Genomic DNA, 25,408 nt, shown 5'->3' with positions numbered 1-25,408 from the left:
AGCATGAACGGCGCCTGCGGGACCGGGCTCAGAAGTTGCTGTCGCCGCCGAGGATGTCGCCCAGCCCGCCGAGGATCGAGCCTTCGCCGCGACGCTGGCCGCCGCCCTGCGGTGCCGCCGCCAGCATGCGGCCGGCCATCCGCGAGAACGGCAGCGACTGCAGCCACACCGTGCCCGGGCCGGTCAGCGTGGCCAGGAACATGCCCTCGCCACCGAAGAACATGCTCTTGATGCCGCCGACGGGCTTCACGTCCATGCTGACGGTGTCGTGGAAGGCCACCACGCAGCCGGTATCCACGTCCAGCCGTTCGCCCGCCTTCAGCTCGCGCTGCATCATGGTGCCGCCAGCATGCACGAACACCCAGCCGTCGCCTTCCAGCTTCTGCATGATGAAGCCCTCGCCGCCGAACAGACCGGTGAGGATCTTGCGCTGGAAGAAGATACCCAGTTGCACGCCCCGCGCGCCGGCCAGGAAGGAATCCTTCTGACAGATCAGCCGGCCGTTGTGCTCGGACAGTTTCATCGCCATCACCGTGCCGGGGTAGGGCGCGGCGAACGCCACCTTGGCCTTGCCGCTGCCGTTGTGGGTGAACACCGTGGTGAACAGGCTTTCGCCGGTGATCACGCGTTTGCCGGCCGAGAGCAGCTTGTCCATCAGGCCGCCGCCCTGGCTGGCGGCCGAGCCGTCGCCGAAGACCGTATCCATCTGGATGGCGGACTCCTTGTACATCAGCGCGCCGGCCTCGGCCACGGCGCTTTCGCCCGGGTCCAGCTCGATCTCGACGAACTGCATGTCGGTGCCGACGATGCGGTAGTCGATCTCATCGGCGCCGGCACCCCGTAGCGGCGGGGCCGGCGGTGGCATCGACGTCGCTCCCAGGCCGGAGGCCAGCTCGCCGACCGCGCGGACCGGCTTCCACTCGGTGAACCCCTCCCGCCAGCAGTAGCCGTCGGGCTGGCGCCGCGCCTGCTCGCGGGCCGCCATGTCGTCGAGCGGGCCGATCCGTTCGGCGTCCTTGCCGTAGCTGAAGTACCACTGGGCCATCTGCGTTGCCTCCCTGGGAAAAGTCCGAGTCTAGGCCGGAACCGCCGAGCGGTGTAGGAGCGCACCCTGTGCGCGAACGCTTCTGGCTTCGATGCCGATCGGGAGCAAGGGCATTCGCGCACAGGGTGCGCTCCTACCGGATACCATGGAGGCATGCGCGCCTACCTCGATCTGCTTCGCCACGTGCTGGAACACGGCACCGAAAAATCCGACCGCACCGGTACCGGCACGCGCAGCGTGTTCGGCTGGCAGATGCGCTTCGACTTGGCGCGGGGCTTCCCGCTGGTCACCACCAAGAAGTTGCACCTGCGCTCGATCGTCCACGAGCTGATCTGGTTCCTGCGCGGCGACACCAACATTGCCTACCTCAAGGAGAACGGCGTCAGCATCTGGGACGAGTGGGCCGACGCCAACGGCGATCTCGGTCCGGTCTACGGCGCCCAGTGGCGCAGCTGGCCCACGGCCGACGGTGGCGCGGTGGACCAGATCCGCTGGGTGGTGGACGAGATCCGCCGCAATCCCGATTCGCGCCGGCTGATCGTCAGCGCCTGGAACGTGGGCGAGCTGCCGAAGATGGCGCTGATGCCCTGCCACACGATGTTCCAGTTCTACGTCGCGGACGGGCGGCTGAGCTGCCAGCTCTACCAACGCTCGGGCGACATCTTCCTCGGCGTGCCGTTCAACATCGCCAGCTACGCCCTGCTGACCCACATGGTGGCGCAGGTCTGTGGCCTCGAGGTCGGGGATTTCGTGCACACCCTGGGCGATGCGCACCTGTACAACAACCACGTCGAGCAGGCGGCGCTGCAGCTCACGCGCGAGCCGCTGCCGCTGGCGACGCTGCGGCTCAATCCCGGGATCCGCTCGATCTTCGACTTCCGCTACGAGGATGTCACCATCGAGGGCTACCAGTCGCATCCTGCGATCAAGGCCCCCGTGGCCGTCTGATCGATCGCCGTGCGGGCGTCTGCAGGATCCCTTTTCCGGTCGCGAAGGGTGCCGGGCCCGCCGGTTGCGCGTTAGAATCCTCTGGTTAACGGTGCGTCCCAGGCGCACTGCGTTGCCACTTTTGCAGCAAGGATTGTCATGGCCGTTTCGCTGATCGCCGCCCTCGACGAGAACTTCGCCATCGGCCGCAAGGGCCAGTTGCCCTGGCACCTGCCGGACGACCTGCGCTGGTTCAAGGAGCTCACCCTCGGCAAGTACGTGCTGATGGGCTACAACACCGCGCTGGCGATCGGCAAGGCGCTGCCGGGTCGGACCAACCTGGTGCTCAGCAGGCGCCACGAAGCGCCGTTCCCGGGGCAGGTCACGGTGCGCTCGATCGAGGAGGCGCGTGCGCGTGCCGACGGCACCGGTCTGATGGTGGTCGGCGGTGGCCAGGTCTATGCCGAGGCGCTTCCCGTGGCCCAGCGCCTGTACCTGACCTGGGTGAACGCCGCGGTGGACGGCGCCGACACCTTTTTCCCGGGTGTCCATTTCAGCGATTGGACCGAGGTTTCGCGGACCCACCACAAGGCGGACGCCGACCACGCGTACGACTTCGACATGGTCGAGTACATCCGCACCGCCTGATGGCTCCACCCGGACCGTTGCATGTGATGGCCGGCGTGCTGCGCCGGCCCGACGGTGCAGTGCTGGTCACCGAGCGTCCGCCCGGCAAGCACCTGGCCGGGCTGTGGGAGTTTCCCGGTGGCAAGCTCGAGCCGGACGAGATCCCTTTTGCCGGGCTCGTGCGCGAGCTGCGCGAGGAACTGGGCATCGAGGTGCGCGAGGCGTATCCGCTGCTGGTGCTGCCCTGGCGATACGACGTGTTTCATCTGTTGCTGGATACCTGGGTCGTAACCGCCTGGGACGGCATTCCCGGTCCGCTGGAGGGGCAGGGCCTGCGGTGGCATCGACCCGAGGCACTCGTCCCCGCCCAGCTGGCGCCAGCCGACCAGGCGATTCTCCGGACCCTGCTCGGGACCTGACCTCTCAGGTGCGGGCGAGCGCGAGGTAGCGCGCATGCAGCGCGCGCACCTGCTCGTCCAGGGCGTCTTCGGGGCCGCCGTTGTCGATCACGTCGTCGGCGATCGCCAGTCGTTGTTCGCGCGATGCCTGGTTGGCCAGCATGCGCCGGGCGAGTCCCTCGTCCACGCCGTCGCGCCGGATCAGCCGGCGCACCTGTTCCTGCGGATCCACGTCGACCACCAGTACGCGATCGACCCAGCGGTAATGCGCCAGGTTCTCTACAAGCAGGGGGATGGCCAGGATGCAGTAGGTCCCCGGATCGTCGTCGGCGCGGTCGCGCAGCCACTGGCGGACGCGCGGGTGGATGATCGCCTCGAGCGTGTGGCGGGCATCGCGGTCGGCGAAGATGCGACGTCGCATGGATGGGCGGTCGAGGCGCCCGTCGGGGCCCAGCACTTCCCTGCCGAAAGCCTCCACGATGGCGGCCAGGCCCGGGGTCTCCGGCTCGATCACCTCGCGTGCCGCGCGGTCGGCGTCGTGCACACCGACACCGAGGGCGCGGAAGCGGTCTTCCACGGCGCTCTTGCCCGCAGCGACGCCTCCGGTGAGTGCGACCACGAAGCCGGACATGGGTACCTCAGTGCAGCCCGGTGAGGTGGGCGTAGGCCGCCCACAGCTGGTCGCCCGCGACGAACCAGACCCAGCCCGCGGCCGCGATGAAGGGGCCGAACGGCATCGGCACGTCGCGGTCGTGGCGCTTCAGCGCCATCAGGGTGCCGCCCACGATCGCGCCGATCAGCGACGACAGCAGCACGACCGGCAACAGGCAGCCCAGCCCCATCCAGGCGCCGAGGGCGGCGAGCAGCTTGAAATCGCCGTGCCCCATGCCCTCCTTGCCGGTGAGCAATTTGAACCCCCAGTACACGCTCCACAGGCTGAGGTAGCCGATCGCCGCGGCGAGGATGGCCGGGCCCGGTTGCACGAGGAAGGGGGCCAACGACAGCAGCAGGCCCAGCCACAGCAACGGATAGACGATCTGGTCGGGCAGCAGCTGCGTGCGCAGGTCGATGCCGGACAGGGCGATCAGGGCCCAGGTGAAGGCCAGCCCGGCCAGTGCCGGCCAGCCTGCGCCAAAACGCCAGACGATCGCTGCGCTGCACAGGCCGGTGACCAGCTCGACCAGCGGATACTGTGCCGAGATGGGTTCGCGGCAATACCGGCAGCGCCCTCGCAGCATCAGCCAGCCGAAGACCGGAATGTTGTCGTAGAACGCCAGCCGGTGCTTGCACTTCGGGCAGTGCGAGGGCTCGAACACGATGCCGGGGGGCGGTGCCGCCGGCGGCTCTTCCTCGCGTTCGAGGATGGCGATGGCATCGGCCCGCCACTCGGCCTCAAGCCTGGCGGGCAGGCGCAGGATCACCACGTTGAGGAAACTGCCCACCAGCAGGCCGAGCACACCGGCGGAAAGGATCCACATCCAGAGGGGCAGGTCGGTCATGGGTTGCCTGTCGCGGAAAAGAAAAGGCCCCTTCCCGCCGGGGAAAGGGGCCACGAGACCCGGGCGGGTCTTCCTAGACGGTTGCCGCCAGCTTGAAGATCGGCAGGTAGAGCGAGATCACCATGCCGCCCACCAGCACACCCAGGATCACCATGATCAGCGGCTCGAGCAGGGTGGAAAGGGTATCGACGGCGTTGTTGACCTCTTCCTCGTAGAACTCGGCCACCTTGAACAGCATGCTGTCCAGGGCACCGGACTCCTCGCCGATGGCAGTCATCTGCACCACCATGTTGGGAAACAGGCCGGTCTGGCGCATCGCCAGCTGCAGCTGGTGGCCGACGGCGATGTCATCACGCATGGCCTTCACGGCGTCGCTGTAGACCACGCTGCCGGTCGCGCCGGCCACCGCATCGAGTGCTTCCACCAGCGGTACGCCCGCCTTGAAGGTCACACCCAGCGTGCGGGCGAAGCGGGCGATGGCCGACTGGCGCAGGATGTTGCCGATCACCGGCAGCTTCAGCATCAGGCGGTCGAGGAAGTGGGCAAACTTGACCGAACGCCTCTTGCCCATCACCAGCGCCACGACGCCGCCGACGATGCTGCCGATCACCAGCCACCAGTACGCTTTCATGAACTCCGAGGCGTTGATCACGATCTGGGTGGGGGCGGGGAGCTCCGCTCCGGCGTCGCGGAACGTCTGGGCAAACACCGGCACCACGAACAGCAGCATGATCATGCTGACCAGCAGCGCCACGGCCAGCACCATCACCGGGTAGAACAGGGCCTTCTTGATCTTGGCCTTGATGCCCTCCATCCGCTCCTTGTAGGTGGCCACCGTGTCCAGCACGGTATCCAGCACACCGGCCGATTCGCCGGCACGGACCAGGTTGCGGTAGAGCTCGTCGAACTGGATGGGGTATTTGGCCAGGGCCTCGTTCAGCGAGGCACCGCCTTCGATACCCTGCTTCACGTCCGTCAGGATGTTCTTGAAGCGGACGTTCTTCTGGCCGTCGGCGATGATTTCGAAGGACTGCACCATCGGCACGCCCGAAGCCATCATGGTGGCGATCTGGCGGCTGAAGATGGCCACGTCGCGCGGCTTGACCGTGCTGCCGGTGGCGCCGAACAGCGGCTTGCCCCGTTCCTTCACCGTCTGCGGGTTCATGCCCTGGCGGCGCAGTTCCGCCTTGACCAGCGAGGCGTTCTTGGCGGGCATCTCGCCCTTCATGCGCTTGCCGCGCTTGTCCAGGGCCACCCAGTCGTACACGGTCGCCTGACTGACCTGGGCCCGCTGGGCGCCCAGATCCCGCGGATTCTTTGCCGTCGCCGTAGCCATGCGTCTCCCCCTCATCCCACCTTGAACCGGCCGGCGGCCGGCGGTAACTGGTACAGCTTATTGCATTTCCGATGCCGTTTTCCGTGGCCGGACGCGCATCCGCAATGTGTCGCGGGCCACGGAACCCGGTGCTTCAGTCCTTGGTGACGCGGTCGATTTCGGTCAGGCTGGTCAGGCCGTTCTTCACCTTGAGCAGGGCCGAGGCGCGGAGGTCGTTGATGCCGGCCTCCTTGGCGGTCTCAGCGATCTGCAGCGCATTGCCGCCCTTGAGGATGATCTTCTGGATCTCCTCGAGCATCGGCATCACCTGGTAGATACCCACGCGCCCCTTGTAGCCCTCGTTGCAGCCATCGCAGCCGACCGCTTCGTAGATGGTCATGCCCTCGTCGATGTCCTTTTGCGTGAAACCGGCAGCCAGCAAGGTCTCGGGCGGCAACTCGATCGGCTTCTTGCAGTCGTGCAGGCGTCGCGCCAGGCGCTGCGCCACGATCAGGGTGACCGACGAGGTGATGTTGTAGGGCGCGATGCCCATGTTCATCAGTCGCGAGATGGTCTGGGAGGCGTCGTTGGTGTGCAGTGTCGACAGCACCATGTGACCGGTCTGCGCCGCCTTGATGGCGATCTCGGCGGTTTCCAGGTCGCGGATTTCGCCGACCATGATCACGTCCGGATCCTGGCGCAGGAAGGAGCGCAGCGCCGCGGCGAAGGTCATGCCGCGCTTGGTGTTCTGCTGCACCTGGTTGATGCCCTCGACGCGGATTTCGACCGGGTCTTCCACGGTGGAGATATTGCGCTCGGCGGTGTTGAGCATGTTGAGCGCGGTATACAGCGACACCGTCTTGCCCGAGCCGGTGGGGCCGGTGACCAGCACCATGCCGTAGGGCTTGTGGATCGCGTCCACGTAGAGTTTCTGCTGTTCCGGCTCGTAGCCGAGCTTCTCGATACCGATCTTGGCGGCCGAGCCGTCCAGGATACGCAGCACGATCTTCTCGCCGAACAGCGTGGGCAGGGTGCTGACACGGAAGTCGACCGCGCGACTCTTGGACAGGTTGAGCTTGATGCGCCCGTCCTGCGGCACGCGCTTCTCGGCGATGTCCAGCTGGGCCATCACCTTCAGGCGCGAGGAGATCCGGCTGGCCAGCTTCATCGGCGGGCTGGCCACGGCGCGCAGCATGCCGTCCATGCGGAAGCGGACGCGGTACTGGCTCTCGAATGGCTCGAAGTGGATGTCCGAGGCGCCCCGGCGGATCGCGTCGACCAGCACCTTGTTGACGAACTTCACCACCGGGGCGTCATCGCCCCCGGTCGCGTCGATGCCTGTCTGGTCGGCCTCCTCGTCGCCACCGGAAGTCTCGAGCTCGAGGTCGTCGAGATCGCTGCCGCCCATGTCGGAGATGTTGGCGTTCATGGCGCTCATCGCGCCGTCGATCGCCCGCTGCAACTGCCCGCGTTCGACCAGGATCGGCTCCACCATGCAGTTGGAGTGGAACTTGATCTCGTCCAGCGCGTGCGACTGCATCGGGTCGGCGATGCCGACGTACAGGCGCTTGCCGCGACGGAACAGCGGCAGGGCGCGATGCTTGGTGACCAGCGCCTCGCTGATCAGGTTCAGCGGCATGCTGGCCGGAGCAAGGGAGGTCACGTCCATCATCGGCATGCCGAACTCGACCGACGCCACCTGGGTGAAGCGCGTGCTGTCGACCAGCTGGTGGTCGAGCAGCCAGGTGGCCAGCGTGGCCTTGGCCTGGGTCGAATCTGCCACGGCCTTGCGGACATCAGCCTCCGGCACCACGCCCTCCGAGACCAGCCTGCGGGCCATGCCCGAGAGACCGGCAAGGGATGCCTGCACTTGAGATGACATGGTGAAATCCGCCCCAGCCTGCTGATTAACGTGGAATTTACCCCACTCTAGCAGGGCGGTCATCACCCGCAAGGCCCTCGCGGGGGCCTGCCTCCGCAAGATGCGAAGTCGCCCCGGCTTTGACCGGTGTGGGGCGCAGCGGCAGGCGAGGTCGCCGCGCTATGATCACCAGCCATCGTCGGGGGAATCCAGGTTTGAAGACAAGCATCATCCTTCCCGCCAAGAACGAGGCGCTTGCGCTCGCCCATCTGCTGCCCTCCCTGCATGCGCTGCACCCGGAGGCGGAAATCATCGTGGTCGACGACGGCTCGACCGACGATACCCGGGAGGTGTGCGCCCGCTCCGGTGTCACCTGCCTGTCCTCCCCCTACTCGATGGGCAACGGCGCGGCGATCAAGCGCGGCGCCCGGGCGGCCACGGGCGAGGTCCTGGTGTTCATGGATGGCGATGGCCAGCACGATCCGGCCGATGTCGCCCGCCTGCTCGCACGGTTGGAGCAGGGCTACGACATGGTGGTTGGAGCCCGCTCCTGGGAGGGGCAGGCGGGGGTCGGGCGGGGCGTCGCCAACACCCTCTACAACTGGCTGGCCACGCAGATGACCGGCCACCGCGTGATGGACCTGACCTCCGGCTTCCGTGCGGTGCGCGCGGACAAGTTCCGCGAGTTCCTGTATCTGCTGCCCAACGGTTTCAGCTACCCCACCACCAGCACCATGGCGTTCTTCCGCAGCGCCTATCCGGTGGCCTACGAACCGATTCACGTGGCGCAGCGCGACGGCACCACCAGCCATATCCGCCCGCTGCGCGACGGCATGCGGTTCTTGCTGATCATCTTCAAGATCGCCACGCTGTACTCGCCCCTGAAGCTTTTCGTTCCGGCAAGCGCGGTCTTCTTTCTGCTCGGCTGCTTGAATTACGCGTACACGCTGCATGCGTACAACCGCCTGACCAATATGAGCACGCTGTTGTGGAGCGCTGCCGTCATCGTCTTTCTGATTGGCCTGGTGTCGGAGCAGATCACGAGCCTGATCTACCGTCAGTCGAACTGACATGAGTGCGGTACAACCTTCCGGCCTCCACGAACGGGGTTCACACCGATGACGCGAGTCCAGCTCGTTTGTCAGTTCGGGCAGCCGGTGCGCGGGCTCAGTCCATACGGTGATGCGTTGTTCGGAGGCCTGTCGCGGGAAGAGGGGCTGCAGGTCGACAAGGTGGACTATGTCAGCGCCTATCCGTCCGCGCTTCATCCCGCGGAGCGAGGGGGGGCGAATGGGTCGGGCGGAGCCCTGCATTGGGCTAGCCCCCTCAGTTGGTACCGGGTTGCGCGGGGGGCGGCGGATGTCATCCACATCCAGCACTGGGCCCCGCCCCTGTCGAGCTACCTGTGGCCCCTGGCGGCGATGGCCCGCCGCCGGGGGAAGAAGGTCCTCGTGACGGTCCACAATCCGCTGCCGCACGAAAAGTCCGGCATTTTCCGGATGCTCGAGGACCGGCTGCTGCGCACTGCCGACGCGCTGGTGGTGCATGGGGAGGCGGCGCGCGAGGACTTGCTGCGACGATTGGGACGCCGCACGCCACCCGTGCACGTCGTTCCGCATGGCCTCGCACCACTCCGGCAGCCAGCACCGGCCGGCGGGGAGGATTACCGGCGCCTTGGCCTCTCTCCCGCCCAGCGGCATGTGCTGCTTTTCGGCAATCTTCGAGGCTACAAGGGCCTGGATGTGCTGCTCGAGGCCTGGTCGAGTGTGCGGTCGGAACTCGATGACGTCGCCCTGGTGATCGCGGGGCGGTTGTGGGGTGGTCGGCAGGGCATCAGCGGGAGACTGGCCGCTTCCCTGGCGGGCACCGGCGACGAAGCAGTCGGCATCCGGGCGATGCTGGAAAGCCGCGCCTCGCGTGACCGGATCGTTCTGCTGGAGGGGTTCCAGAGCGATGAGGACATCGACGCATTGATCAGGGTCAGCGAGTTGTCCGTGTTCCCCTATCGTCGCCTCTCCGGCCAGTCCGGCGCAGCCTGTCGCGCCGCGGCGATGGGTTGCCCCGTCCTGGTCAGTCGGGTCGGCGCGCTTCCCGACCTGGCCATCGACGATACCTGGATAGTCCGCTCTGGGGACGCGGACGAGCTTGCCCGCAGGCTTGTCGAAAAATTGCGTGCTCCCGATGCGCTGGCCGATGCCGGATATCTCCAGCTTCGTGCTGTCAGCGGCTACGACTGGTCCACGATCGCACGTGTGCATCTGGATCTTTACCGGAGGCTTGCATGAATACGGGTAGTGCAGATCGTGTTCCGGAGCCTCTGGTCAGCGTATGCATAGCGAATTTCAACGGAGAGCATCTACTCGACGAGTGTCTTGAGTCCGTCTATGCGCAGACGCTTCCAGCCTCCGTTGAAATTATCGTGCACGATGATGCGTCCAGCGATGCATCCCTGGCGGTCCTGAGGTCACGCCACCCACGTGTGGAAGTCATCGAGAGCTCGAAGAATGTCGGGTACTGCCTGGCGAACAACCGCATGGCCTCGAGGGCAAGAGGGCGGTTTCTGCTCTTGTTGAACAATGATGCGACCCTCAGGCCCGATGCGCTCGAGGTTCTCGTCGATGCGGCGGGGGGGCAGCCGGGACTGACGGTCCTCTCGCTACCGCAGTACGACCCGGAGTCCGGGGCGCTTGTCGACAGGGGCGTGCGGCTGGACGTGTTCCACACGCCGATGCCTTCGCGGCTTCCGGGCCGGGCCGATCTGGCGTATGTCCAGGGTGCCTGTCTGTTCATCGGCAGGAGCGCGTGGATGGCTCTCGGCGGTTTTCCCGAGTGGATGGTCTCGAACGTGGAGGATACCTACCTGTGCCTGCTTGCACGCTTGAAGGGAGGCGTCGTGTCCGTAGTGGAACGCAGCGGCTATCTCCACCGGCAGGGAACAAGCTTCGGCGGCAATCGCGTCGTCGACGGCAAGTTGCGGACGAGCTATCGGCGGCGTTTTCTCAGCGAGCGCAACAGGGCGTGCCTGGTGCTGGTCTGTACCCCGACCTGGGCTGCCTGGCCCTGGTTCCTGATCCATCTCGCGGTGCTCGCTCTCGAAGGCTTCGCCCTGTGTGCGTTGATGCGTGACGCCGGTGTCTGGACGCGCATCTACTGGCCGGCGATCAAGGGGGCCGTTGGCCTCCTGCCCACGCTGATCAAGGCGCGCAGTGCGGCGCAGGCCGGGCGCGTCATGGGCTTCTGGAGTTATGTCGGGTTGCTGGACAAGATTCCCCAGAAACTCCGCGTGCTCGCCCGGCATGGCCTACCCAACCTGAGCTAGTCGGTTGACCTTTTGCGGAACAGGAAAAACGGTTCGGCCGGATTGACGCCGGTATGCAAGGTGTCAACACCGGGCAACAGTTCGTCGTGTCGCCCGACCAGGTTGTCGAAGCCCTGCGATGCGATGCGATCGAAGATATCCCGGCCAAACAGGCGGACATGATCGGCTTGGCCGTAAGCCTGCAGCCGCGCAGCATCTGTGTCGATGCCCGGGTCCTGCCAAGTACGATGCAGTTTTTCGCTGTACGGCGTCTGCAGGATGGCATACCCCCCGGGCTTGAGCACGCGACGAACTTCGTTGAGAGCCCTCATATCGTCGTCGACGTGCTCTAGTACGTGGTTTGCGATGACCAGATCAAACGACTGATCGGCGAACTGCATTTGAAGCATATCGACACGCTGTACATCGGGGGAGCTCGGGTAGAGGTCGCAAGGAACGTATCGAGCGGGCGCCACATCGATAATGCGTGGTGCAAGTCGCTTTTCCGGTGCGAAATGCAGCACGGACTTACCACGCATGCCCGCCAGCATGTTGGTCTTCTTCAGATACATCAATAAGTGCCGCTCTCGATCGTGAGCTCCGCAACGCGGGCATTCAAACCAGTCGGGGTCGCTGCCAACAGTGTCGATTACGCGCATAAGTTCAGGTACGCCTGCCGACCCATGCATGTAAGGCATGAAACGCCATACTCGATGGCCACACAACACACACTGGCACCGGCCGCCAGGTACCCAGCCTGCTAGCACATATTTGGCGATTTTGACGAGTTTCATCATGTTCCAGTGAGGCACGCTAGCGACGGTATAGCACTTTGGATTGATTGCCGTGAGCGTCTTTGCGGATTCGGCCGATGACCTCCTTGTAAGCAATGCGCAGAATCGATCCAGCTGCCAGTAAACTGGTCCGTGTCGTTCCATATGGCGATGCGCGCAACGCGCATGGCAGCCACTCCCTCAGCAGTTTGATCTGGCGCGTCCGCAGCGACCGATAGAACACACGTCGGATGAAGTCGGCGATGCCGTGTGCGAGGTCATCATCTGTGACCATCTCACGAGGCACGCTCATGATCGCCTCCCAGTAGAGCTGGCGAACACGGTTGTTATCGTGTGCCACCATCGATCCAGCCGAACCGATGCGGTAGGAAACCAAAGGTTCTGACAAATGTGCCAAGAAGCCGTTTCTAGCCAGCAGTAAATGTCCACGATAGTCGATTGATGCAACTTCGATCTCGAGCAGGGCTGGGCGAGATGTCGCGCGATAGACCACCGAGCTGTTGTTTAGAAAATTGCCTCGACGCAAAAGTGCACCCAGGCCGAACTGCCCATCTCCGACATCATTGAATATACCGATGGTTTGGCTGTTCTCATCGACCGTCTGGGCATTGGTAAAGACTGCGACACAGTCGGAATGTTCGCGCAAGTATTTGACCTGACGCAAAAGCTTTCCCGGAAGCCAGTAGTCGTCACCGTCGAGATAGGCGTAAAACTCACCTCGTGCAGCGAGCAGAATTCGTCGATGATTCAAGGTCGAGCCAACGTTCTTGTCGGCAGTGATGACCCGGATGATGTCCGGATGCGCCTCTTGATACCGCAGCGCGACGTCACGGGTGTTGTCGGTCGAGCAGTCTTCGCCGATAAGCAACTCGATAGGCAGGTCGGTTTGCTGGGCCAACACGCTGTCGATCGCTTGCGCCAGGTAAGGGCCGTGGTTGTAGGCGAGCATGAGCACGCTGACAACAGGTTGCTTGACCAGTGCAAGGTGGTCACTGATTTCGTGGCTATCGTGCGATACGTCGCCGTTGGACGCTGGCGTCATGTTGCGGTCTCGTTGACAGGCATCATTGGGTCGGTGTGTTGGACCTCTCGCGCAGCGTACGCAGGATAGTCAACAAGCCGTTCAGCGCAGTATTGCGCGTAAGAACGGCCAGCGTGCCATAAACCATGCTTGCCGCCGCAATGGCACCAAGCATCGACGTGGGTCCGGGCGTCGCCCGTTGCAGAATCATCCAGCCAACCAGTGCCGCCACCAGCGACAATGCGAAGGTCCCGGACTGATCCAGCAACTGCGCGAATGCGCCGTAATCGAGCAGTCTTTTCGAGTAATAGGCGTTGATGCCTACGCCAAAAAGGCTGGAGAAAAGTACGGCCCAGGCGATGGCAAGCGGCCCCCAGGGTGAGGCAATGGCAATCAGCAGGATACCTATGACCTGCTTGATAACTTCTACCCTCAGCAGCAGATTCGATCGCCCCTGTGCACCGATGGCTGCCAGGTTGAGTACGTGGATGGGCCACAGTGCGGCGCTCAGGGACAGAATGCTCAGGATGGGCGACGCGGGGCTCCAGCGCGCTCCGTAAACCAGTTCGATCAGCGGCTTGGCGACTAGAGCGATACCCACCATGCAAGGGACAAACAGGAACATCGCCATGCGCAGCGACGCCCTGAAGGCAGACCGCAGCCTTGCCCGGTCCTGCGCGATCGTGGAAAAAACCGGCAAGCCCACCCGTTTGAGAATGCCGTCGATCAACGAGGCGGGAGCCTGTTGGGTATTCTGCGCGAGGGTGTAGTACCCCAGTGAGCTTGTATCGAACAACTTGCCGATCAACAGCGATTGCAGGCGCATGGCAGCCGCGTTGAGCAACCCCGAGAGCAGCATGTAGCCACCGAACCCGAACAGGCTGCGGAACGATGCTCCGCGATAGCGACCGCGCGGCCGCCATCCGGAATAGAGCCACAACAGGATTCCTCGTGTGCCGATCGAAACGATGCTCTGCCACGTCAGGCTCCATACGCCGAACCCACGCAATGCCAGCACCACCGCCACGGCTCCCGAGCACAACGAGGCAATCACTTCCGCACGTGCGCGCGCCTTGAAATCGAGCCGCATCGTCAACAGCGCATCGGGCACCGAAGCGAAAGCTCCGAGCGGCAATACCAGCGCCATGACGCGAGTCAGGTCTACCAGCCTCGGCTCGTTGAAAAAGACGGCAATGGCCGGAGCGGCGAGCACCAGAATGCTGGCGGTGAGAATGCCTGCGCCGACCGTGAAGATGAAAACGGTAGTCTCGTCGTCAGCTGTTGTGCGCTGGCGCTGTACCAGTGCCGCCCCGAAACCCGAGTCGACCAGCAGCGTGCCGACGCTTGTGAATACCAACAAGATCGCAATCAGGCCAAAATCGGCGGGCGAGAGCAGGCGCGCCAACACAACCATGACGAGAAACTGCACGCCATAGCGTGCCAGGATCTCCAGCGTGCTCCACCATGCTGCATTGGCCGCACGTCGTTCGAGATTTGACATATGTGTAAGCGCCGTGAGTAGCAGGTTCAGTCGTTGCCTACATACTCAAACAGCGCCCCCCCCCAGGACAGACCTACGCCGAAGCCTATCGCCAGAACCAGATCACCACGCTTCAGATGATCCTGCTGGTCCAGCAACAGCAGCGGGATGGATGCGGACACCGTGTTTCCCAGTTCCGCGCTGTTCTGCGGAACTTGGTCATTCTCCAAGCCCATCTTGTAGGCAAGCTTGCCGAGAACAAAACTGTTCGCCTGATGAAAGGCAAACATCCGAATATCGCTCTTGTTTAGCCCGTTGTCCCTCAATGCGGAATCGACAGCATCTGGCACCACCCGCAGAGCGAATGACAGGATGCCCGGTCCATTCATATGGATACCCTGGGCAACGCCACTGTCAGGCTGGATAGCCGAGCCACGGGCGATGAAGTCCTCATAGCCGGTACCGTCCGCATAGCAGCGGGAATAAAGCAATCGAAAGCCACTGGGCTGGGTCGAGAAAATGGTTGCTGTCGCCGCGTCGCCGAACAACACGCGGGTTGTGAGGTCATCGTGCCGAATCAGCCGCGTGTAGCAGTCGGCGTTTACCAAGACTGCCTGTTGCAACGCCTTGCTCCGAACCATGGCAGCCATGAGATGGGCGCCATAGATGAATCCGCTGCAACCTTGGTTGATATCCATGGTGTAACAGTCTTGTCTGAAGCCAAGCTTGCCGTGTACTCGCGACGAGACGCCGGGAATCAAGTGATCGGGCGTCTGCGTGCAAACGATCAGTCCGTCAAATTCACTGGCAGTACTCGTGCTTTGCAGAAGCAATTGCTCCGTGGCACGTAGAGCCAGGTCACTGGTGTATTCGCTCTCCCCAACGATCGGTCGGCTTTGTACCCCAGTCTTCTTGACGATGCGATCGCAGTCTGCGGCGGACTGTCCCAACGTGTCGGCGTCGTTGAACTCGGTTTGCGAGCCATGTGCGGAGGCAATCAGGTTGAGATAGACGTCATTCATGAGGCTTGCCGTAGGCAATGACCTTGGCGGGTGAGCCGAAGACGGTGGTGTATGGCGCGACGTCCCTGATTGCCACGGCTCCTGCGCCAACGACGGCCCCCTCTCCGACCACGATATGCGGCAACACCACGGCGTGTGGGTGAATCGTGCAGAACGGCTCCAGCCTAGCGTGGCCGCCAATGAAGGCATGCGAGCTGATGGTGACGCCGGTGCCGATGGCGACGTCGTGGCCCACCACGGCGAACCCCTGCACCAGCAGGTCGTCACCCAGCGTCACGCCGGCGGAGATGCTGCAGGCGCCAAGGAAAATGCTGTTGATTGCATCCTCCAGCGGCGTCGCGGTCATCGCGTCGGGGGAAACCAGGCTGGCGAAACGCGCGCCGCGCGCCTGCAATTGCGTGCGGACCTTGTGCCGTGCACGCCCGTCACCGAAACAGGTGAGGTAGCTTGCGTCCTGCCGTGGCTCATGGCCCTGGATCGGTCCCAGCACGTCGGACTCGCGGGGGTTTTCATCGTCGAGAAAGCCCAGGACGGTGAACGGCATGGCCCGCGCCGCGATCCACGCGGCCACCTCGCGGCCAAAGCCGCCACGACCCAGCAGCAGTAGAGACTTTGCGCTCATTGGGCCGTGAATCCGCCATCGACGACAAGCGTCTGGCCAGTCATGAAGGCTGCATCGGACGAGAGCAGGAAGCGGATAGCGGCGGCGACCTCGTGAGCCGTCGCGTAGCGCTTGCCCAACGGGTAGCGGGCGCGATCGGCCTGCAACGCCTCCTCCGACAGTTGATGGAGATCGTCCACGAGCTCGGTCTGCACCATGCCGGGAGCCACGCAGTTCACGCGTATGTCCTTATGCGCCAATTCCAGTGCCATCACCCGCGCAAACGCAGTCAATGCCGCCTTGGTGCCGGCATAGCTGGCTGTGCCCTTGATGCCTACTTCCGGACCGAGGATGGAGGAAAGCAAGACGATCGCACTGCCGGCATTGAGCTTGTTGCCGCGCGCGAGCTCGGCCACCAGGGCCAGTGGCGCCGTCTGGTTGATCGCCACGATGCGCTGGTGCGTTTCCAGCGAGAAGAAGCGTAGCGGGTTGTTCTCCACGATGCCGGCGGAATGGACCAGGCCGTCCAGTGCGGGCACCGGCGCCAGCACTTCGCGATAGCGCGCGAAATCGGTGAGGTCGAAAGCCAGCGGAAGCACCGCGTCACCGCCATGCTGCACAAGCTCCGCCAGGCGCTGCGGATTGCGGCCGACGGCCACTACCCTGGCACCCTCGGCCAGCAATCGCCGTGTCGTGGCGAAACCGATCCCCGAAGTCGCGCCGGTGATGAGCAGGGTCTTGCCTTCAAACATCGTTCGTCCTCGCCAGGTAAAGCGCATGGAAGTGCGCGATGCGCGCCTCCTGGGGCTGCAGCTGCACCGCGAAGCCGTCCGCCTCCAGCCCCTGCTGGCAGGCTTCGACCAGGATCTTGTCTTCCGCCAGCGCTTGCTGCGTGAAGGCGATCGCCTCCTCACGCATGTGCTGCCGCAATGCAGGCGGCAATGCCTTGAGGGCTGGCAGCTCGAACAGCTGCCAGGCCAACTGCGCGCGCGTCGCGTCCACCGGGATGACGTGGCTGAGGAAACCGACCAGGCCATTGGTATTGGACAGGAACAGGTCCGGGAAGACGTAGCCATGGCGGTAGAAGTGCCCGGCCTTCGGCGCAAGGCGACGAAGCGCCGCGGTCTTGTCCGCTGCGTCGACGGGAAGCATCTCGTTCCACGAGGTGTATCGGCCGCCATGCCAGGCGTAGCGACCGGTGGACGTGAAGCCCGCGGGCCTGAAGCTGTCGCCGTGGACGAAACTGAGGTGGTAGCCCTCGAGCACGTTCTCCACCAGCAGCTTCCAGTTGCAGGCATGCTCCATGACAGCAGCATGGAACGGTGTATCCGGCACGACGCCGGTGTCGGCCAGTACCTGCGCCACCTCGTCGACAACCGGGGCCGCACCACGCAGCCCCAGGAAATGCAGGCCGCCCGATTCGCTGACCGGGTAACTGCCCAGCCGGCACCTGGCGATACTGGCCTTGTCGACCAGCGGGGCCGCGGCGAGTGCGCCATCGTCGGCGTAGCTCCAGCCGTGGTAGCCGCAACGAAACGGCCGGTTGCCGCAACCCGGCAGGTCGATCAGCGCGTTGCGGTGCAGGCAGACGTTGTCGAACGCGCGCACGCCACTGCGCGTACGGCGAATGGTCACCGCTTTGCGGCCGATCCGCAGGCTGCGATAGTCGTCGGGCCGGGCAAAGTCGGCCCGCGTACCGGCGAACAACCGCTCGGCGAAAATCGTCTCCAGCTCGCGCGCGAAGACGCCGGGATCGCCGTAGCAGCGCCGATCAATAGACATCGTCGGTGTCGATGCAGGGGAGCACTGCAGCCGCCGGCAGCTGGAAGGTGGCACTTCCCCAAGACAGGCCCACGCCGAAGCCCGAGGCAACCACCCAGCGGGGCACATCGAACAAGGCGGCGTTGGCGCACAACGTCACCGGGATGGACGCCGAGCTGGTGTTGCCATAGTGCTCGATCGACGTGGGTACCCGGTCCGGCGCGAAGCCGAGCTTGCGGGCGATGGTGTCGTTGATCATCCGGTTCGCCTGGTGCAGCAACAGGAAATCGAAGTCCTGCGCCTCGCGGCCGCTGCTGGCGATGGCACGCTGGATGCTGCCGGGCACGCGCGAGATGGCGAAGCTGAAGATGTCCGCGCCGCGCAGTACCAAGTTGTCGGCGCGGCGCGGCACGCCGTCGCCGCCTGTGGCATCGGCAATGCGTCCGTCGACCGGCGGCTGCCGGGAGGCCAGACCGCCGCCGGGAATGATGATGGCCTCCCTGCCGGAACCGTCTGAACACAGGTCGAGATGGATGGGGGGCGCGTTTTCGTCAAGCTCCAGTGCGGTGGCGGAACCGGCATCGCCGAACAAGGGCCAGGCGCTCTTGTCATGCTCGGCGCAAACACGGCTGGAGACGTCGCCGATCAGCAGCAGTCCGCGGGCGATGCCCAGCGTACGCATCACCGAGCCGGCCACGGCCAGCCCATACGGGTAGCTCGAGCATCCTAGGTTGATGTCGAACGCCATGCAGGTCGACGGCAGGCCGAGCTTGTCCTGCAGGACGATGCTGGTAGCCGGCACCGGCTGGTCGCCGGTCTGGGTGATCAGGATAAGCGCGCCGACGCTGGCCGAATCCCAGTCGAGGTGGGCCAGCGCCGCCTTGGCTGCCGCCAGGCAGAGGTCTGACGCGCACTGTCCCGCGGCCACAATGCGGCGCTCGACGATGCCGGTAGCCTTCTGGAAGCGACGGCGTTCCTCGGGTTCGAGATAGGCGTAGTCCGCTGTGCGCGCCACGCGGGTCGGCGTCGCTGCCGTCACCGCGCGAAGCGCGACGCCCGTCACTGCGTTCATTTTGCCGCCGTGCTCTTCGAAGAAACGATGGCCCAGATATCGTTCACCGTTGAGGACGCCTCGATGTCACGTCCGGTCACGGTCACGCCATAGTCGGCATCCGCCATGGCGATGACCGCCAGCGTGTTGAGCGAATCCCAGCTCGGGAGCTCCTTGAAACGGGTGTCCGGCGTGAGCGTGTCGGCTTCGACCTCAATGGCGAAGGCGAATTTCTCGATGAAGTCGTCGATGGTCACGATATGGGCCTTTTGTCGATAAGTGCGACGATGACGTCGCGGATGGTGGACACCGCGACGTCATCCACCGCGGCGCCGTTCGGGAGCACGATAACTCGACCGGCTACGGCTTCGCTGTTGGGCAACAGCAAACCAGCGTGGGGATATAGGTCGCGATAGGGTTTCATCTTGTGGCAGCCAGGCCAGAAGTACTTGCGTGCCAGAATGTTTTCAGCTTGGAGAGCGGCAACAATCTCATCACGGTCTGCCGGGCAACGCGCGCCCACCTCTACTACTAGGTAGTGATAGCTGTTCCTCTCGGAGGATCCGTATTCCAGCACTGATATGCCAGGAATGTCGTTCAACGCGAGCTTGTAGGCCTCGTGATTGCGTCGGTTGATCGCAACGATGTCACCGAAGCCGTCGAGGTTGGCTAACCCCATGGCGGCGCATACCTCGATCATCTTGCCGTTGGTGCCGGGGTGGATGACGTTGTCATAGCCGTTGAAGCCAAAATTGCGCATCAGGCGGATGGTTTCGGCGAGCTCGTCGTCATTGGTGACGACGGCCCCACCCTCCATGGTGTTGAAAGCCTTGGTTGCATGGAAGCTGAGCACCTCGCAGGCGCCAAAGCTTCCGATGGTCTGCCCCTTGTAGGTGCTGCCAAAGGCGTGCGCGGCATCGAACATGAGCTTCAGCCCATGCTCGTCTGCAATGGCCTGTAGCTCATCGACCGGAGCAGCGCGCCCCCACAGATGCACACCGATGATACCCGTGGTGCGCGGGGTGATCATTCGCCGCACCGCGTCCGGGTCAAGGTTGTGCGTGGAAGGGTCGATGTCGGCGAAAACGGGTGTGATCGCCTGCCAGTGCAGGGCGTGAGCGGTGGCGATGAACGTGTAGGAAGGTACGATCACCTCGCCTTCCAGACCCAGTGCTCGAATGGCGATTTCCAGCGCCACGGTGCCGTTGCACATGGCGATGCAATGCTTCACGCCGAGCAGAGACGCGACTCTCGACTCCAGCTCGCGAACCAATGGGCCGTTGTTGGTCAGCCAGCGGTTATCGAGGATCTGGCTGGTCAGCTCGAGGAAGCGCTTCTGGTCGCCGATGTTTGGACGACCGACGTGCAACGGCTCCTCGAAAGCGGGGGGCGCCCCGTTGATCGCCAGGTCTTTGGTGGTTTGAATGCGCTTGGTTGCCACGCGATCGATTCCGGTTTGGGCGGATGGTTCAGTGATCAACAGGGAGCTCAGCGGTCAGTTCGTGGATGTCCGCATCCAGGGAGCCAGCCACATCCAGCTTTTCGAGCTCCCGAATCTGGATTCGCGCTTCGCTGACCTGATCCAGCGCCAAGGCTTCCCGCGCCAAGGTAATCCGATAGGCTGGTTCGTGTGGATCGGCAGCACTGGCAGCCTTTGCCATTCTGAAGGCCAGCTCGTGGTCCTTCAGAATATTCCAGGCGTAATCGCCATAGCTCGAAAGCAGTCTGGGGCTGGGTGCTGCGTGGGAAATGGCGGCTTGGAATGCTGCGACCATCTTCTCCGGTGGCAGTGGGCAGCGTCCATCGCGGGCGCACTGGGTCAACGCTGCAAGCGAGCTCTCGTCCTGCACACCCGGCTTCCGGGCCCTCAATTTGCCGATCAGGCTGTCCCACCACGCATCCTTGATCGGGAGATGCATCCGGGAGTTCATGAAGATCAGCGCCTGCTCCGGCAGGATCGAGCTGTCGGGCAGTTTCATGGCGCGTTCCAGCGGCGCGTACGCCAGCCGGGTGAAGCGGGATTCCGGGTCGTAGCGCGAGTAGATGATGTAGGTCCGGCCCAGCTCGTACTGCGCGCGGGGCGAGTGGGGGGCCCGGTCGGCCAGCTCCACCGCCAGCGACAGCGGGTTCCCCCAGGCCTGTGCCGTCATGGCGGTCAGCAGGGCCCACCAGGCGAGCAGGGCGCCCAGCAGTGCGCGGCGGGTCAACGCGAAGGGCGGGCGCGCTGCCGAAGCAGGCATCGCGGCAAGCGCCGGTATGACCGCCAGCAGCAGTCCGAAGCTGGCGAAATAATTGCGGTGCTCGTAGATCAGCTCCAGCGGCAGGATGGTGCCGGTGAGCAGGTGGCATCCCAGGAACAGCGCGATGCCCAGCGAGGCCAGTGGATACCGTCGGCGCAGGCGCACCGCTATCCAGCCGAGCGAGACCAGCACGAGTGCGCTCGGCAGCGTGGTCCATGGCTGCAGCCAGCCTTGCGAGACATGGAAATCGTCGTGATAGAACGAGAGGTCGCCCGGCGTGGGCGCCAGTGTCCATCCGATGTAGTCCGTGACGATGCGTGCCTCGCTCAGCAGCCTGGTCCGCAGGGTGAAATCCCGCGTGGCCCAGGTCGCCGGTTGCAGCAGCCCCGGAAGCAGCCACGCCAGGCCGAGCACCAGCGGCAGCAGCAGCGTGACTACGAACAGGCCCAGGACCGGAAGGCTGCGGCGCCGTTGATGATCGCGAAAATCGAAAAGCACCCACTCTGCCAGGGCGGCATAGAGCGGGAGCATGGCGGCGGTTTCCTTGGCGGTGAGCCCGATGGCAGTGCCGGCGATCACGCTGGCGCAGCACAGCCACAGGCCGGAGGTGGTGCGGCCCTCGAGCATCCTCTGGCGGCCGGCGACATACCCGAGCAAGCCCATCAGCACGAACAGGTTCGCCAGGCTCTCCATGCGCTGCACCACATAGAGCACCCCGGTCAGGTTGACCGGCAGCAACAGCCAGGCCGCGGCAATCAGCCCGGCGAGGATCGTTTCGCGGGCGGGGTCGCCAGGGTCGTCCGGCGAGGCGCAGCGAAGCAGTCTTCGCGACAGGGCGAACACGAGTGCCCCGTTCAGCAGGTGGATCAGCAGGTTGGTGACCTTCATCCAGAACGGATCGAGGCCGGCGGCGAGGTAGTTGGCGGCGAACGTGAGGGACGACAGCGGGCGCTTGAACTGGCTCGACGGCGAGGAGAGCGCCGCACGCGTCAGGGTGGCCACGCTGGCGTGATCGGGCTGGACGCCATGGTTGTCGACGATGTTGGGGTAGTCGTCGAACAGCCAGCCGCCGGACAGACCCGGCCAATAGACGCAGGCGGTAACCAGCATGGCCAGGTACAGCGGCCATGCCCTGAGCATGGGCGGAAGCTTGGTATGGCGCATCGGAGCCGTGGTAGACGAGCGGCGACCGAAGGGGTCGCCTCGGGCCATCTTAGTGGCCCGCCTCGCTCTTGGCTTGCATCTGGCGGATGGTCGCGATGTCTTCCGCGTTGATCGCCCGGTCATCCACCAGCAGCCGGCGCAATTGCGGCAGCCGCCGGTAGTCCGCATGCTGCAGGGTGTCGATCGCCCGATCATAGAGTCCTGCACTGACTAGGTACTTCGCCTCCAGCCGCGGGATCTCGGCGTCCGGGTCGTTCTGGTAGGCCGCCTGCAGTTCGGCGATGGTCAGCGGCAGGTTGCCCTCGCTCACCGCCCAGAAGTGCCTCTGGTAATGCAGGAAGCCGGCGGCCACGCCGTTCTGTGCATAGGCTGGGTTGGCCAGCATGGCCTCGCTCAGCGACCACCAGCGTTCTGGGGTGAGTGCCGTGCACTGGTGGGCCGCCGCCAGGTTTCGCAGTTGCTCCATGTTGCTGAAGCCGGCGCGATCGAAGGGGGCCTCCCTGAAAATCCGATCGAGAAGATCGAGGTCTGACTCGTCGAGCGTTCCCTGCAGGCAACGCAGATACACGCGGTCACCGGCTAGATTGCTGTTGAGTGGATACTGCCGGATGGACCGGTCCAGTACATCCAGTGCGGCCCGCAACTGGCCGTGTTGGGTGAGGCGCTCGACCAGGAAGGTCTGTGCGCGGATCGAGTGCGGGGATGTGTTGGCCCAAGTCAGCGCCAGCCGGTCGGCTGAGCTGTAGGTGCGTGCACTGAGCGCCGTGGTCAGGGCGCAGGCGGCCAGCCAGGCCAGCGCCAGCACCGAGGCCAGGCGCCGTGCGGTGCCCGGAGCCCTGCGTGCCAGGGCCAGTCCCAGCGCCACGAACGGGCCGATGATCGGCACGTAGTTGCGATGCTCGAAATACAGCTCGAGCATGATGGTGGAGCTCTCCAGCAACTGCCCGCCCAGGTACCACAGCACCGCCAGCGCGAACAGCGGCCAGCGGCGCCGGCCGAACAGTGCGGCGCCCGCTGCCGCCAGCACGAGGGCGAGCGCCGGCAGGGTGGTCCACGGCGAGAGCAGGCTGCGCGAGACCACGAAGTCATCGTGGTACAGCCCGTACAGGCCGAAGCGCGGCAGGAAGATCTTGCCGAGGTAGCTGGCGAGCACCCGTGGCTCGGTCAGCAGCCGGTCGCCAAAGGAGAAGTCGCGTATCCCGGCGTGTAGGCTGATGGGGATGATCCACAGCAGGAAGCCGACCACGAACAGCGCGATGGGCCAGATCAGCAGCCGGCGCCACCAAGCCAGTGCGCGCGGCAGTCGCTTCACCTGGTCGCGGGCCAGCGTGCTGTCGATCACCAACGCGTAGAGCGGGAGCAGCAGGCCGTTTTCCTTGCTGAGCAGCGCCAGGCCGGTGCCGACGCCCAGCCCGAGCGCCATCCACGCGCCACGACGCCATGAGGGGAGGTCCTCGCGCAACAGGCCGTGCAGGTACGTCAGCAACCCGGTGAGGGTAAACAGCGCCATCAGCAGGGTCATCCGCTGCACCACCAGCAAGACACCGGACAGCTGGATCGGGTTGAGCAACCACGCCGCGGCGGCGAACAGCGCGGCCCAGTCGGCGCGTGCGGCCGTTTCCGTATCTCCGCCCTGGCGGGCGAACCAGAGCCGGGCCAGGCGCCTGGCCAGCAGGTACACCAGGAGGCCCACCGCCAAGTGCAGCGAGAGATTCACCAGCTTGAAGGGAAACGGATGATCCGGCCAGTCGGCCTTCTGCAGCAGGAAACTCAGCATCGCCACCGGGCGGCCGGGAAAATCCCGCGGCTGCGACAGGTAGATGCCCAGGTCGCGCCAGCTCGACACATGGTCGATGCTGGTAAGGGCGGCGAGGTTGGGGAAATCGTCGAACAGGAAGGGGCCATGCATGGCTGGCCAGTACAACAGTGCACAGATGAGTAGCGTGATCGTCAGCCCGAGAAGGGCGCGTATTCGGATAGACATCAAATTCCCAGGTGAACGAAGCGAGGAGGCGCGGCCATCCGGGCGCCATGAGCCAAATGGCTATTGGCAGGTCTTGGGAAGGTAAACAGGGTCTACGTCGCTGCTACATTGCCAGCTTATGGCGCCATCAACGCTTCCGGCCATGGTGAGCGTGACCTGTTTGCTTTGTAGCCTGGGCGCCACGGTGTGGCTTCGCATCAGGGCTGTTATAGCGCATCCAGCGCCTCCAGGGGAGATGCTGACGCTGGCTACGTAATTGCCGCTATAGCTGACGGCCGCAGCTAAACCATCTGCGCCAAGCGTCGGGCAGGTGCCAGTTTGCTCGTAATAGCCGGACACATCGACCTTCAGGCCATCGACTACAGAGAAGGCTTCGCTTAGTTGGGCTTTGGCAGTCGAATTGGCGTAAACGGAGATCGCAATGCTGGCAAGGGTGGCGATGATCGCTACCACAATCATCAATTCGATTAGCGTAAAGCCGCGAGTGTGTTTCATGGCGGAGCCCCTGTGACTTCAAATCCAACAGCAAGCGCTGTGCCAGCTTCTTGCGGCAATCTTGATGAGCCTCGCAAAAAAAAGAACCCCTCAGACGAGGGGTTCCGTGTTCAAGCCAAATCCAATGTGATGCGTTTACTGACAGGCCGTCGGCTTGTACTTGGCAGCGAGCGATGCATCCGAGCAGGCCCAAACAAACGTGCCCCCATTATCCTTACCCGTAAAGAGAACGCCAGAGGTGTTGGCGGCGAGTGGGGCAGAAATCGAGCCGGCGGTGGACTTGAAATTCACAGTAACGGTACAGGTTGGGTAGGTACCGCCAAGAGTTGCCCCCGATACGTACTTGCCACTGTAGCTGGCTGCTGCCGAGAAGCCGGTAGTGGAATTGGTCGGGCATGCGCCACTCTGATTGGCGTACTCCACAATTGGGGTCTTCAGGCCGTCGGCCACGGTCTGCGACTCGGAGAACTGCGACTTGGTAACGTAGTTCTGGTACTGCGGGATGGCGATGGCCGCCAGGATCGCGATGATCGCAACCACGATCATCAGTTCGATCAGGGTAAAGCCCTTCTGCATGCTCTTCATGGTGGTTCCTCTTCTTTGGTTAGCTAACCGGATGATGCCCCCTGAGCCCCAGTCCCATATCCCCCTAGGCGGGATCGGACCCCTTTCACGGTCAGGAACGACCAGGAAGCTCGCAGGATGACAAGCACTGAGCATGCCAGCCTGCGGCGCCAATTTCTCCACATTGGCGACCGCGCCGATTGTGCATGCGGTCACGAAAGACTTACAAGGGAATAGTCGGGCCAAACGGGATCCGCAAAG

The 25,408-nt window shown here is 64.2% G+C and carries 25 protein-coding genes; 6 read left to right on the top strand and 19 right to left on the bottom strand.

From position 1 onward, the window contains the following. Positions 1-28: 28 nt before the first annotated feature. The gene (locus tag ATSB10_RS10385) at positions 29-1,045 is read right to left on the bottom strand and encodes a TIGR00266 family protein (RefSeq protein ID WP_063672599.1); all 1,017 of its coding nucleotides are present in this window, start codon (positions 1,043-1,045) and stop codon (positions 29-31) included. A 153-nt stretch (positions 1,046-1,198) separates the two neighbouring features. Between ATSB10_RS10385 and ATSB10_RS10380 the strand changes: the two genes are divergently transcribed. The 3 genes from ATSB10_RS10380 to ATSB10_RS10370 all read left to right on the top strand — a co-directional run bounded on the left by ATSB10_RS10380 (position 1,199) and on the right by ATSB10_RS10370 (position 3,018). Then, on the top strand, positions 1,199-1,993 hold the full coding sequence (locus tag ATSB10_RS10380) for a thymidylate synthase (protein ID WP_063672597.1): 795 nt from the start codon (positions 1,199-1,201) through the stop codon (positions 1,991-1,993). A gap of 138 nt (positions 1,994-2,131) precedes the next feature. Then, positions 2,132-2,620 carry a dihydrofolate reductase gene (locus tag ATSB10_RS10375; protein ID WP_063672595.1) on the top strand — a complete coding sequence of 163 codons (489 nt, stop codon included), beginning with the start codon at positions 2,132-2,134 and terminating at the stop codon, positions 2,618-2,620. Then, positions 2,620-3,018 (top strand): NUDIX domain-containing protein, encoded by a 399-nt coding sequence (locus ATSB10_RS10370; protein ID WP_063672593.1) that lies wholly within the window; start codon positions 2,620-2,622, stop codon positions 3,016-3,018. The genes ATSB10_RS10375 and ATSB10_RS10370 overlap by 1 nt, the downstream gene beginning before the upstream one ends. Positions 3,019-3,022: 4 nt before the next feature. On the opposite strand, the gene coaE is transcribed toward ATSB10_RS10370, so the two are convergent. The 4 genes from coaE to pilB all read right to left on the bottom strand — a co-directional run bounded on the left by coaE (position 3,023) and on the right by pilB (position 7,693). After that, a complete protein-coding gene (gene coaE / locus ATSB10_RS10365; RefSeq protein ID WP_063672591.1) occupies positions 3,023-3,628 on the bottom strand; it encodes a dephospho-CoA kinase in 606 nt (201 codons plus the stop codon). 7 nt (positions 3,629-3,635) lie between these two features. Continuing rightward, a complete protein-coding gene (locus ATSB10_RS10360; RefSeq protein ID WP_063672589.1) occupies positions 3,636-4,496 on the bottom strand; it encodes a prepilin peptidase in 861 nt (286 codons plus the stop codon). A 73-nt stretch (positions 4,497-4,569) separates the two neighbouring features. Next, positions 4,570-5,832: a type II secretion system F family protein gene (locus tag ATSB10_RS10355; RefSeq protein ID WP_063672587.1), complete on the bottom strand. Its 1,263-nt coding sequence runs from the start codon at positions 5,830-5,832 to the stop codon at positions 4,570-4,572. Between the two features lie 133 nt (positions 5,833-5,965). Next, positions 5,966-7,693, bottom strand: coding sequence for a type IV-A pilus assembly ATPase PilB (pilB, locus tag ATSB10_RS10350; RefSeq protein ID WP_063672585.1), 1,728 nt, complete (start codon positions 7,691-7,693; stop codon positions 5,966-5,968). Between the two features lie 161 nt (positions 7,694-7,854). Between pilB and ATSB10_RS10345 the strand changes: the two genes are divergently transcribed. The 3 genes from ATSB10_RS10345 to ATSB10_RS10335 are packed head-to-tail and all read left to right on the top strand — an operon-like array spanning position 7,855 to position 10,991. After that, on the top strand, positions 7,855-8,742 hold the full coding sequence (locus ATSB10_RS10345) for a glycosyltransferase family 2 protein (RefSeq protein ID WP_063672583.1): 888 nt from the start codon (positions 7,855-7,857) through the stop codon (positions 8,740-8,742). A gap of 48 nt (positions 8,743-8,790) precedes the next feature. Beyond that, entirely contained in the window at positions 8,791-9,957 is a 1,167-nt protein-coding gene (locus ATSB10_RS10340) for a glycosyltransferase family 4 protein (protein ID WP_063672581.1), read from the top strand. After that, a complete protein-coding gene (locus tag ATSB10_RS10335) occupies positions 9,954-10,991 on the top strand; it encodes a glycosyltransferase family 2 protein (protein WP_063672579.1) in 1,038 nt (345 codons plus the stop codon). Before ATSB10_RS10340 ends, ATSB10_RS10335 begins: the two co-directional genes overlap by 4 nt. On the opposite strand, the gene ATSB10_RS10330 is transcribed toward ATSB10_RS10335, so the two are convergent. The 14 genes from ATSB10_RS10330 to ATSB10_RS10270 form a co-directional block, all read right to left on the bottom strand. Further along, on the bottom strand, positions 10,988-11,542 hold the full coding sequence (locus ATSB10_RS10330; protein ID WP_236886400.1) for a class I SAM-dependent methyltransferase: 555 nt from the start codon (positions 11,540-11,542) through the stop codon (positions 10,988-10,990). The two genes, ATSB10_RS10335 and ATSB10_RS10330, sit on opposite strands and share 4 nt — an antisense overlap. Positions 11,543-11,783: 241 nt before the next feature. Beyond that, positions 11,784-12,806, bottom strand: coding sequence for a glycosyltransferase (locus ATSB10_RS10325; protein ID WP_063672575.1), 1,023 nt, complete (start codon positions 12,804-12,806; stop codon positions 11,784-11,786). Positions 12,807-12,828: 22 nt separating this feature from the next. After that, complete coding sequence (locus ATSB10_RS10320; RefSeq protein WP_083966177.1) at positions 12,829-14,286, bottom strand: lipopolysaccharide biosynthesis protein; 1,458 nt, start codon at positions 14,284-14,286, stop codon at positions 12,829-12,831. Between the two features lie 26 nt (positions 14,287-14,312). After that, positions 14,313-15,287 (bottom strand): 3-oxoacyl-ACP synthase III family protein, encoded by a 975-nt coding sequence (locus ATSB10_RS10315; protein WP_063672571.1) that lies wholly within the window; start codon positions 15,285-15,287, stop codon positions 14,313-14,315. Continuing rightward, positions 15,280-15,909, bottom strand: coding sequence for an LbetaH domain-containing protein (locus ATSB10_RS10310; protein ID WP_063672569.1), 630 nt, complete (start codon positions 15,907-15,909; stop codon positions 15,280-15,282). Before ATSB10_RS10310 ends, ATSB10_RS10315 begins: the two co-directional genes overlap by 8 nt. Then, positions 15,906-16,667, bottom strand: coding sequence for an SDR family NAD(P)-dependent oxidoreductase (locus ATSB10_RS10305; RefSeq protein WP_083966176.1), 762 nt, complete (start codon positions 16,665-16,667; stop codon positions 15,906-15,908). The genes ATSB10_RS10310 and ATSB10_RS10305 overlap by 4 nt, the downstream gene beginning before the upstream one ends. Continuing rightward, positions 16,633-17,670 carry an aromatic ring-hydroxylating oxygenase subunit alpha gene (locus tag ATSB10_RS10300; RefSeq protein WP_063672566.1) on the bottom strand — a complete coding sequence of 346 codons (1,038 nt, stop codon included), beginning with the start codon at positions 17,668-17,670 and terminating at the stop codon, positions 16,633-16,635. The genes ATSB10_RS10305 and ATSB10_RS10300 overlap by 35 nt, the downstream gene beginning before the upstream one ends. Further along, complete coding sequence (locus ATSB10_RS10295; protein WP_083966174.1) at positions 17,660-18,721, bottom strand: 3-oxoacyl-ACP synthase III family protein; 1,062 nt, start codon at positions 18,719-18,721, stop codon at positions 17,660-17,662. The genes ATSB10_RS10300 and ATSB10_RS10295 overlap by 11 nt, the downstream gene beginning before the upstream one ends. Then, positions 18,718-18,957 (bottom strand): acyl carrier protein, encoded by a 240-nt coding sequence (locus ATSB10_RS10290; RefSeq protein ID WP_017462692.1) that lies wholly within the window; start codon positions 18,955-18,957, stop codon positions 18,718-18,720. The genes ATSB10_RS10295 and ATSB10_RS10290 overlap by 4 nt, the downstream gene beginning before the upstream one ends. Next, positions 18,954-20,141 carry a DegT/DnrJ/EryC1/StrS family aminotransferase gene (locus tag ATSB10_RS10285; protein ID WP_063672564.1) on the bottom strand — a complete coding sequence of 396 codons (1,188 nt, stop codon included), beginning with the start codon at positions 20,139-20,141 and terminating at the stop codon, positions 18,954-18,956. Before ATSB10_RS10285 ends, ATSB10_RS10290 begins: the two co-directional genes overlap by 4 nt. Before the next feature lie 28 nt (positions 20,142-20,169). After that, positions 20,170-22,104 (bottom strand): tetratricopeptide repeat protein, encoded by a 1,935-nt coding sequence (locus ATSB10_RS10280; protein ID WP_063672562.1) that lies wholly within the window; start codon positions 22,102-22,104, stop codon positions 20,170-20,172. Between the two features lie 49 nt (positions 22,105-22,153). Then, on the bottom strand, positions 22,154-24,013 hold the full coding sequence (locus ATSB10_RS10275) for a hypothetical protein (RefSeq protein WP_063672560.1): 1,860 nt from the start codon (positions 24,011-24,013) through the stop codon (positions 22,154-22,156). A gap of 135 nt (positions 24,014-24,148) precedes the next feature. Next, positions 24,149-24,583: a pilin gene (locus ATSB10_RS19825; RefSeq protein WP_083966330.1), complete on the bottom strand. Its 435-nt coding sequence runs from the start codon at positions 24,581-24,583 to the stop codon at positions 24,149-24,151. Positions 24,584-24,718: 135 nt separating this feature from the next. Then, complete coding sequence (locus tag ATSB10_RS10270; protein ID WP_063672558.1) at positions 24,719-25,168, bottom strand: pilin; 450 nt, start codon at positions 25,166-25,168, stop codon at positions 24,719-24,721. Positions 25,169-25,408 lie beyond the last annotated feature (240 nt).

Source organism: Dyella thiooxydans, from assembly GCF_001641285.1.
Taxonomy (GTDB): domain Bacteria; phylum Pseudomonadota; class Gammaproteobacteria; order Xanthomonadales; family Rhodanobacteraceae; genus Dyella_A; species Dyella_A thiooxydans.
Note: the sequence above shows the minus strand (reverse complement) of the source record. Positions and strands in the feature narration are given on the sequence as shown.

Bases quoted from the DNA above. Each gene is read 5' to 3' on its own strand.
- ATSB10_RS10385 (WP_063672599.1), bottom strand. From the start codon at position 1,045: ATGGCCCAGTGGTACTTCAGCTACGGCAAGGACGCCGAACGGATCGGC.
- ATSB10_RS10380 (WP_063672597.1), top strand. From the start codon at position 1,199: ATGCGCGCCTACCTCGATCTGCTTCGCCACGTGCTGGAACACGGCACC.
- ATSB10_RS10375 (WP_063672595.1), top strand. From the start codon at position 2,132: ATGGCCGTTTCGCTGATCGCCGCCCTCGACGAGAACTTCGCCATCGGC.
- ATSB10_RS10370 (WP_063672593.1), top strand. From the start codon at position 2,620: ATGGCTCCACCCGGACCGTTGCATGTGATGGCCGGCGTGCTGCGCCGG.
- coaE (WP_063672591.1), bottom strand. From the start codon at position 3,628: ATGTCCGGCTTCGTGGTCGCACTCACCGGAGGCGTCGCTGCGGGCAAG.
- ATSB10_RS10360 (WP_063672589.1), bottom strand. From the start codon at position 4,496: ATGACCGACCTGCCCCTCTGGATGTGGATCCTTTCCGCCGGTGTGCTC.
- ATSB10_RS10355 (WP_063672587.1), bottom strand. From the start codon at position 5,832: ATGGCTACGGCGACGGCAAAGAATCCGCGGGATCTGGGCGCCCAGCGG.
- pilB (WP_063672585.1), bottom strand. From the start codon at position 7,693: ATGTCATCTCAAGTGCAGGCATCCCTTGCCGGTCTCTCGGGCATGGCC.
- ATSB10_RS10345 (WP_063672583.1), top strand. From the start codon at position 7,855: ATGATCACCAGCCATCGTCGGGGGAATCCAGGTTTGAAGACAAGCATC.
- ATSB10_RS10340 (WP_063672581.1), top strand. From the start codon at position 8,791: ATGACGCGAGTCCAGCTCGTTTGTCAGTTCGGGCAGCCGGTGCGCGGG.
- ATSB10_RS10335 (WP_063672579.1), top strand. From the start codon at position 9,954: ATGAATACGGGTAGTGCAGATCGTGTTCCGGAGCCTCTGGTCAGCGTA.
- ATSB10_RS10330 (WP_236886400.1), bottom strand. From the start codon at position 11,542: ATGTATCTGAAGAAGACCAACATGCTGGCGGGCATGCGTGGTAAGTCC.
- ATSB10_RS10325 (WP_063672575.1), bottom strand. From the start codon at position 12,806: ATGACGCCAGCGTCCAACGGCGACGTATCGCACGATAGCCACGAAATC.
- ATSB10_RS10320 (WP_083966177.1), bottom strand. From the start codon at position 14,286: ATGTCAAATCTCGAACGACGTGCGGCCAATGCAGCATGGTGGAGCACG.
- ATSB10_RS10315 (WP_063672571.1), bottom strand. From the start codon at position 15,287: ATGAATGACGTCTATCTCAACCTGATTGCCTCCGCACATGGCTCGCAA.
- ATSB10_RS10310 (WP_063672569.1), bottom strand. From the start codon at position 15,909: ATGAGCGCAAAGTCTCTACTGCTGCTGGGTCGTGGCGGCTTTGGCCGC.
- ATSB10_RS10305 (WP_083966176.1), bottom strand. From the start codon at position 16,667: ATGCGCTTTACCTGGCGAGGACGAACGATGTTTGAAGGCAAGACCCTG.
- ATSB10_RS10300 (WP_063672566.1), bottom strand. From the start codon at position 17,670: ATGTCTATTGATCGGCGCTGCTACGGCGATCCCGGCGTCTTCGCGCGC.
- ATSB10_RS10295 (WP_083966174.1), bottom strand. From the start codon at position 18,721: ATGAACGCAGTGACGGGCGTCGCGCTTCGCGCGGTGACGGCAGCGACG.
- ATSB10_RS10280 (WP_063672562.1), bottom strand. From the start codon at position 22,104: ATGCGCCATACCAAGCTTCCGCCCATGCTCAGGGCATGGCCGCTGTAC.
- ATSB10_RS10275 (WP_063672560.1), bottom strand. From the start codon at position 24,013: ATGCATGGCCCCTTCCTGTTCGACGATTTCCCCAACCTCGCCGCCCTT.
- ATSB10_RS19825 (WP_083966330.1), bottom strand. From the start codon at position 24,583: ATGAAACACACTCGCGGCTTTACGCTAATCGAATTGATGATTGTGGTA.
- ATSB10_RS10270 (WP_063672558.1), bottom strand. From the start codon at position 25,168: ATGAAGAGCATGCAGAAGGGCTTTACCCTGATCGAACTGATGATCGTG.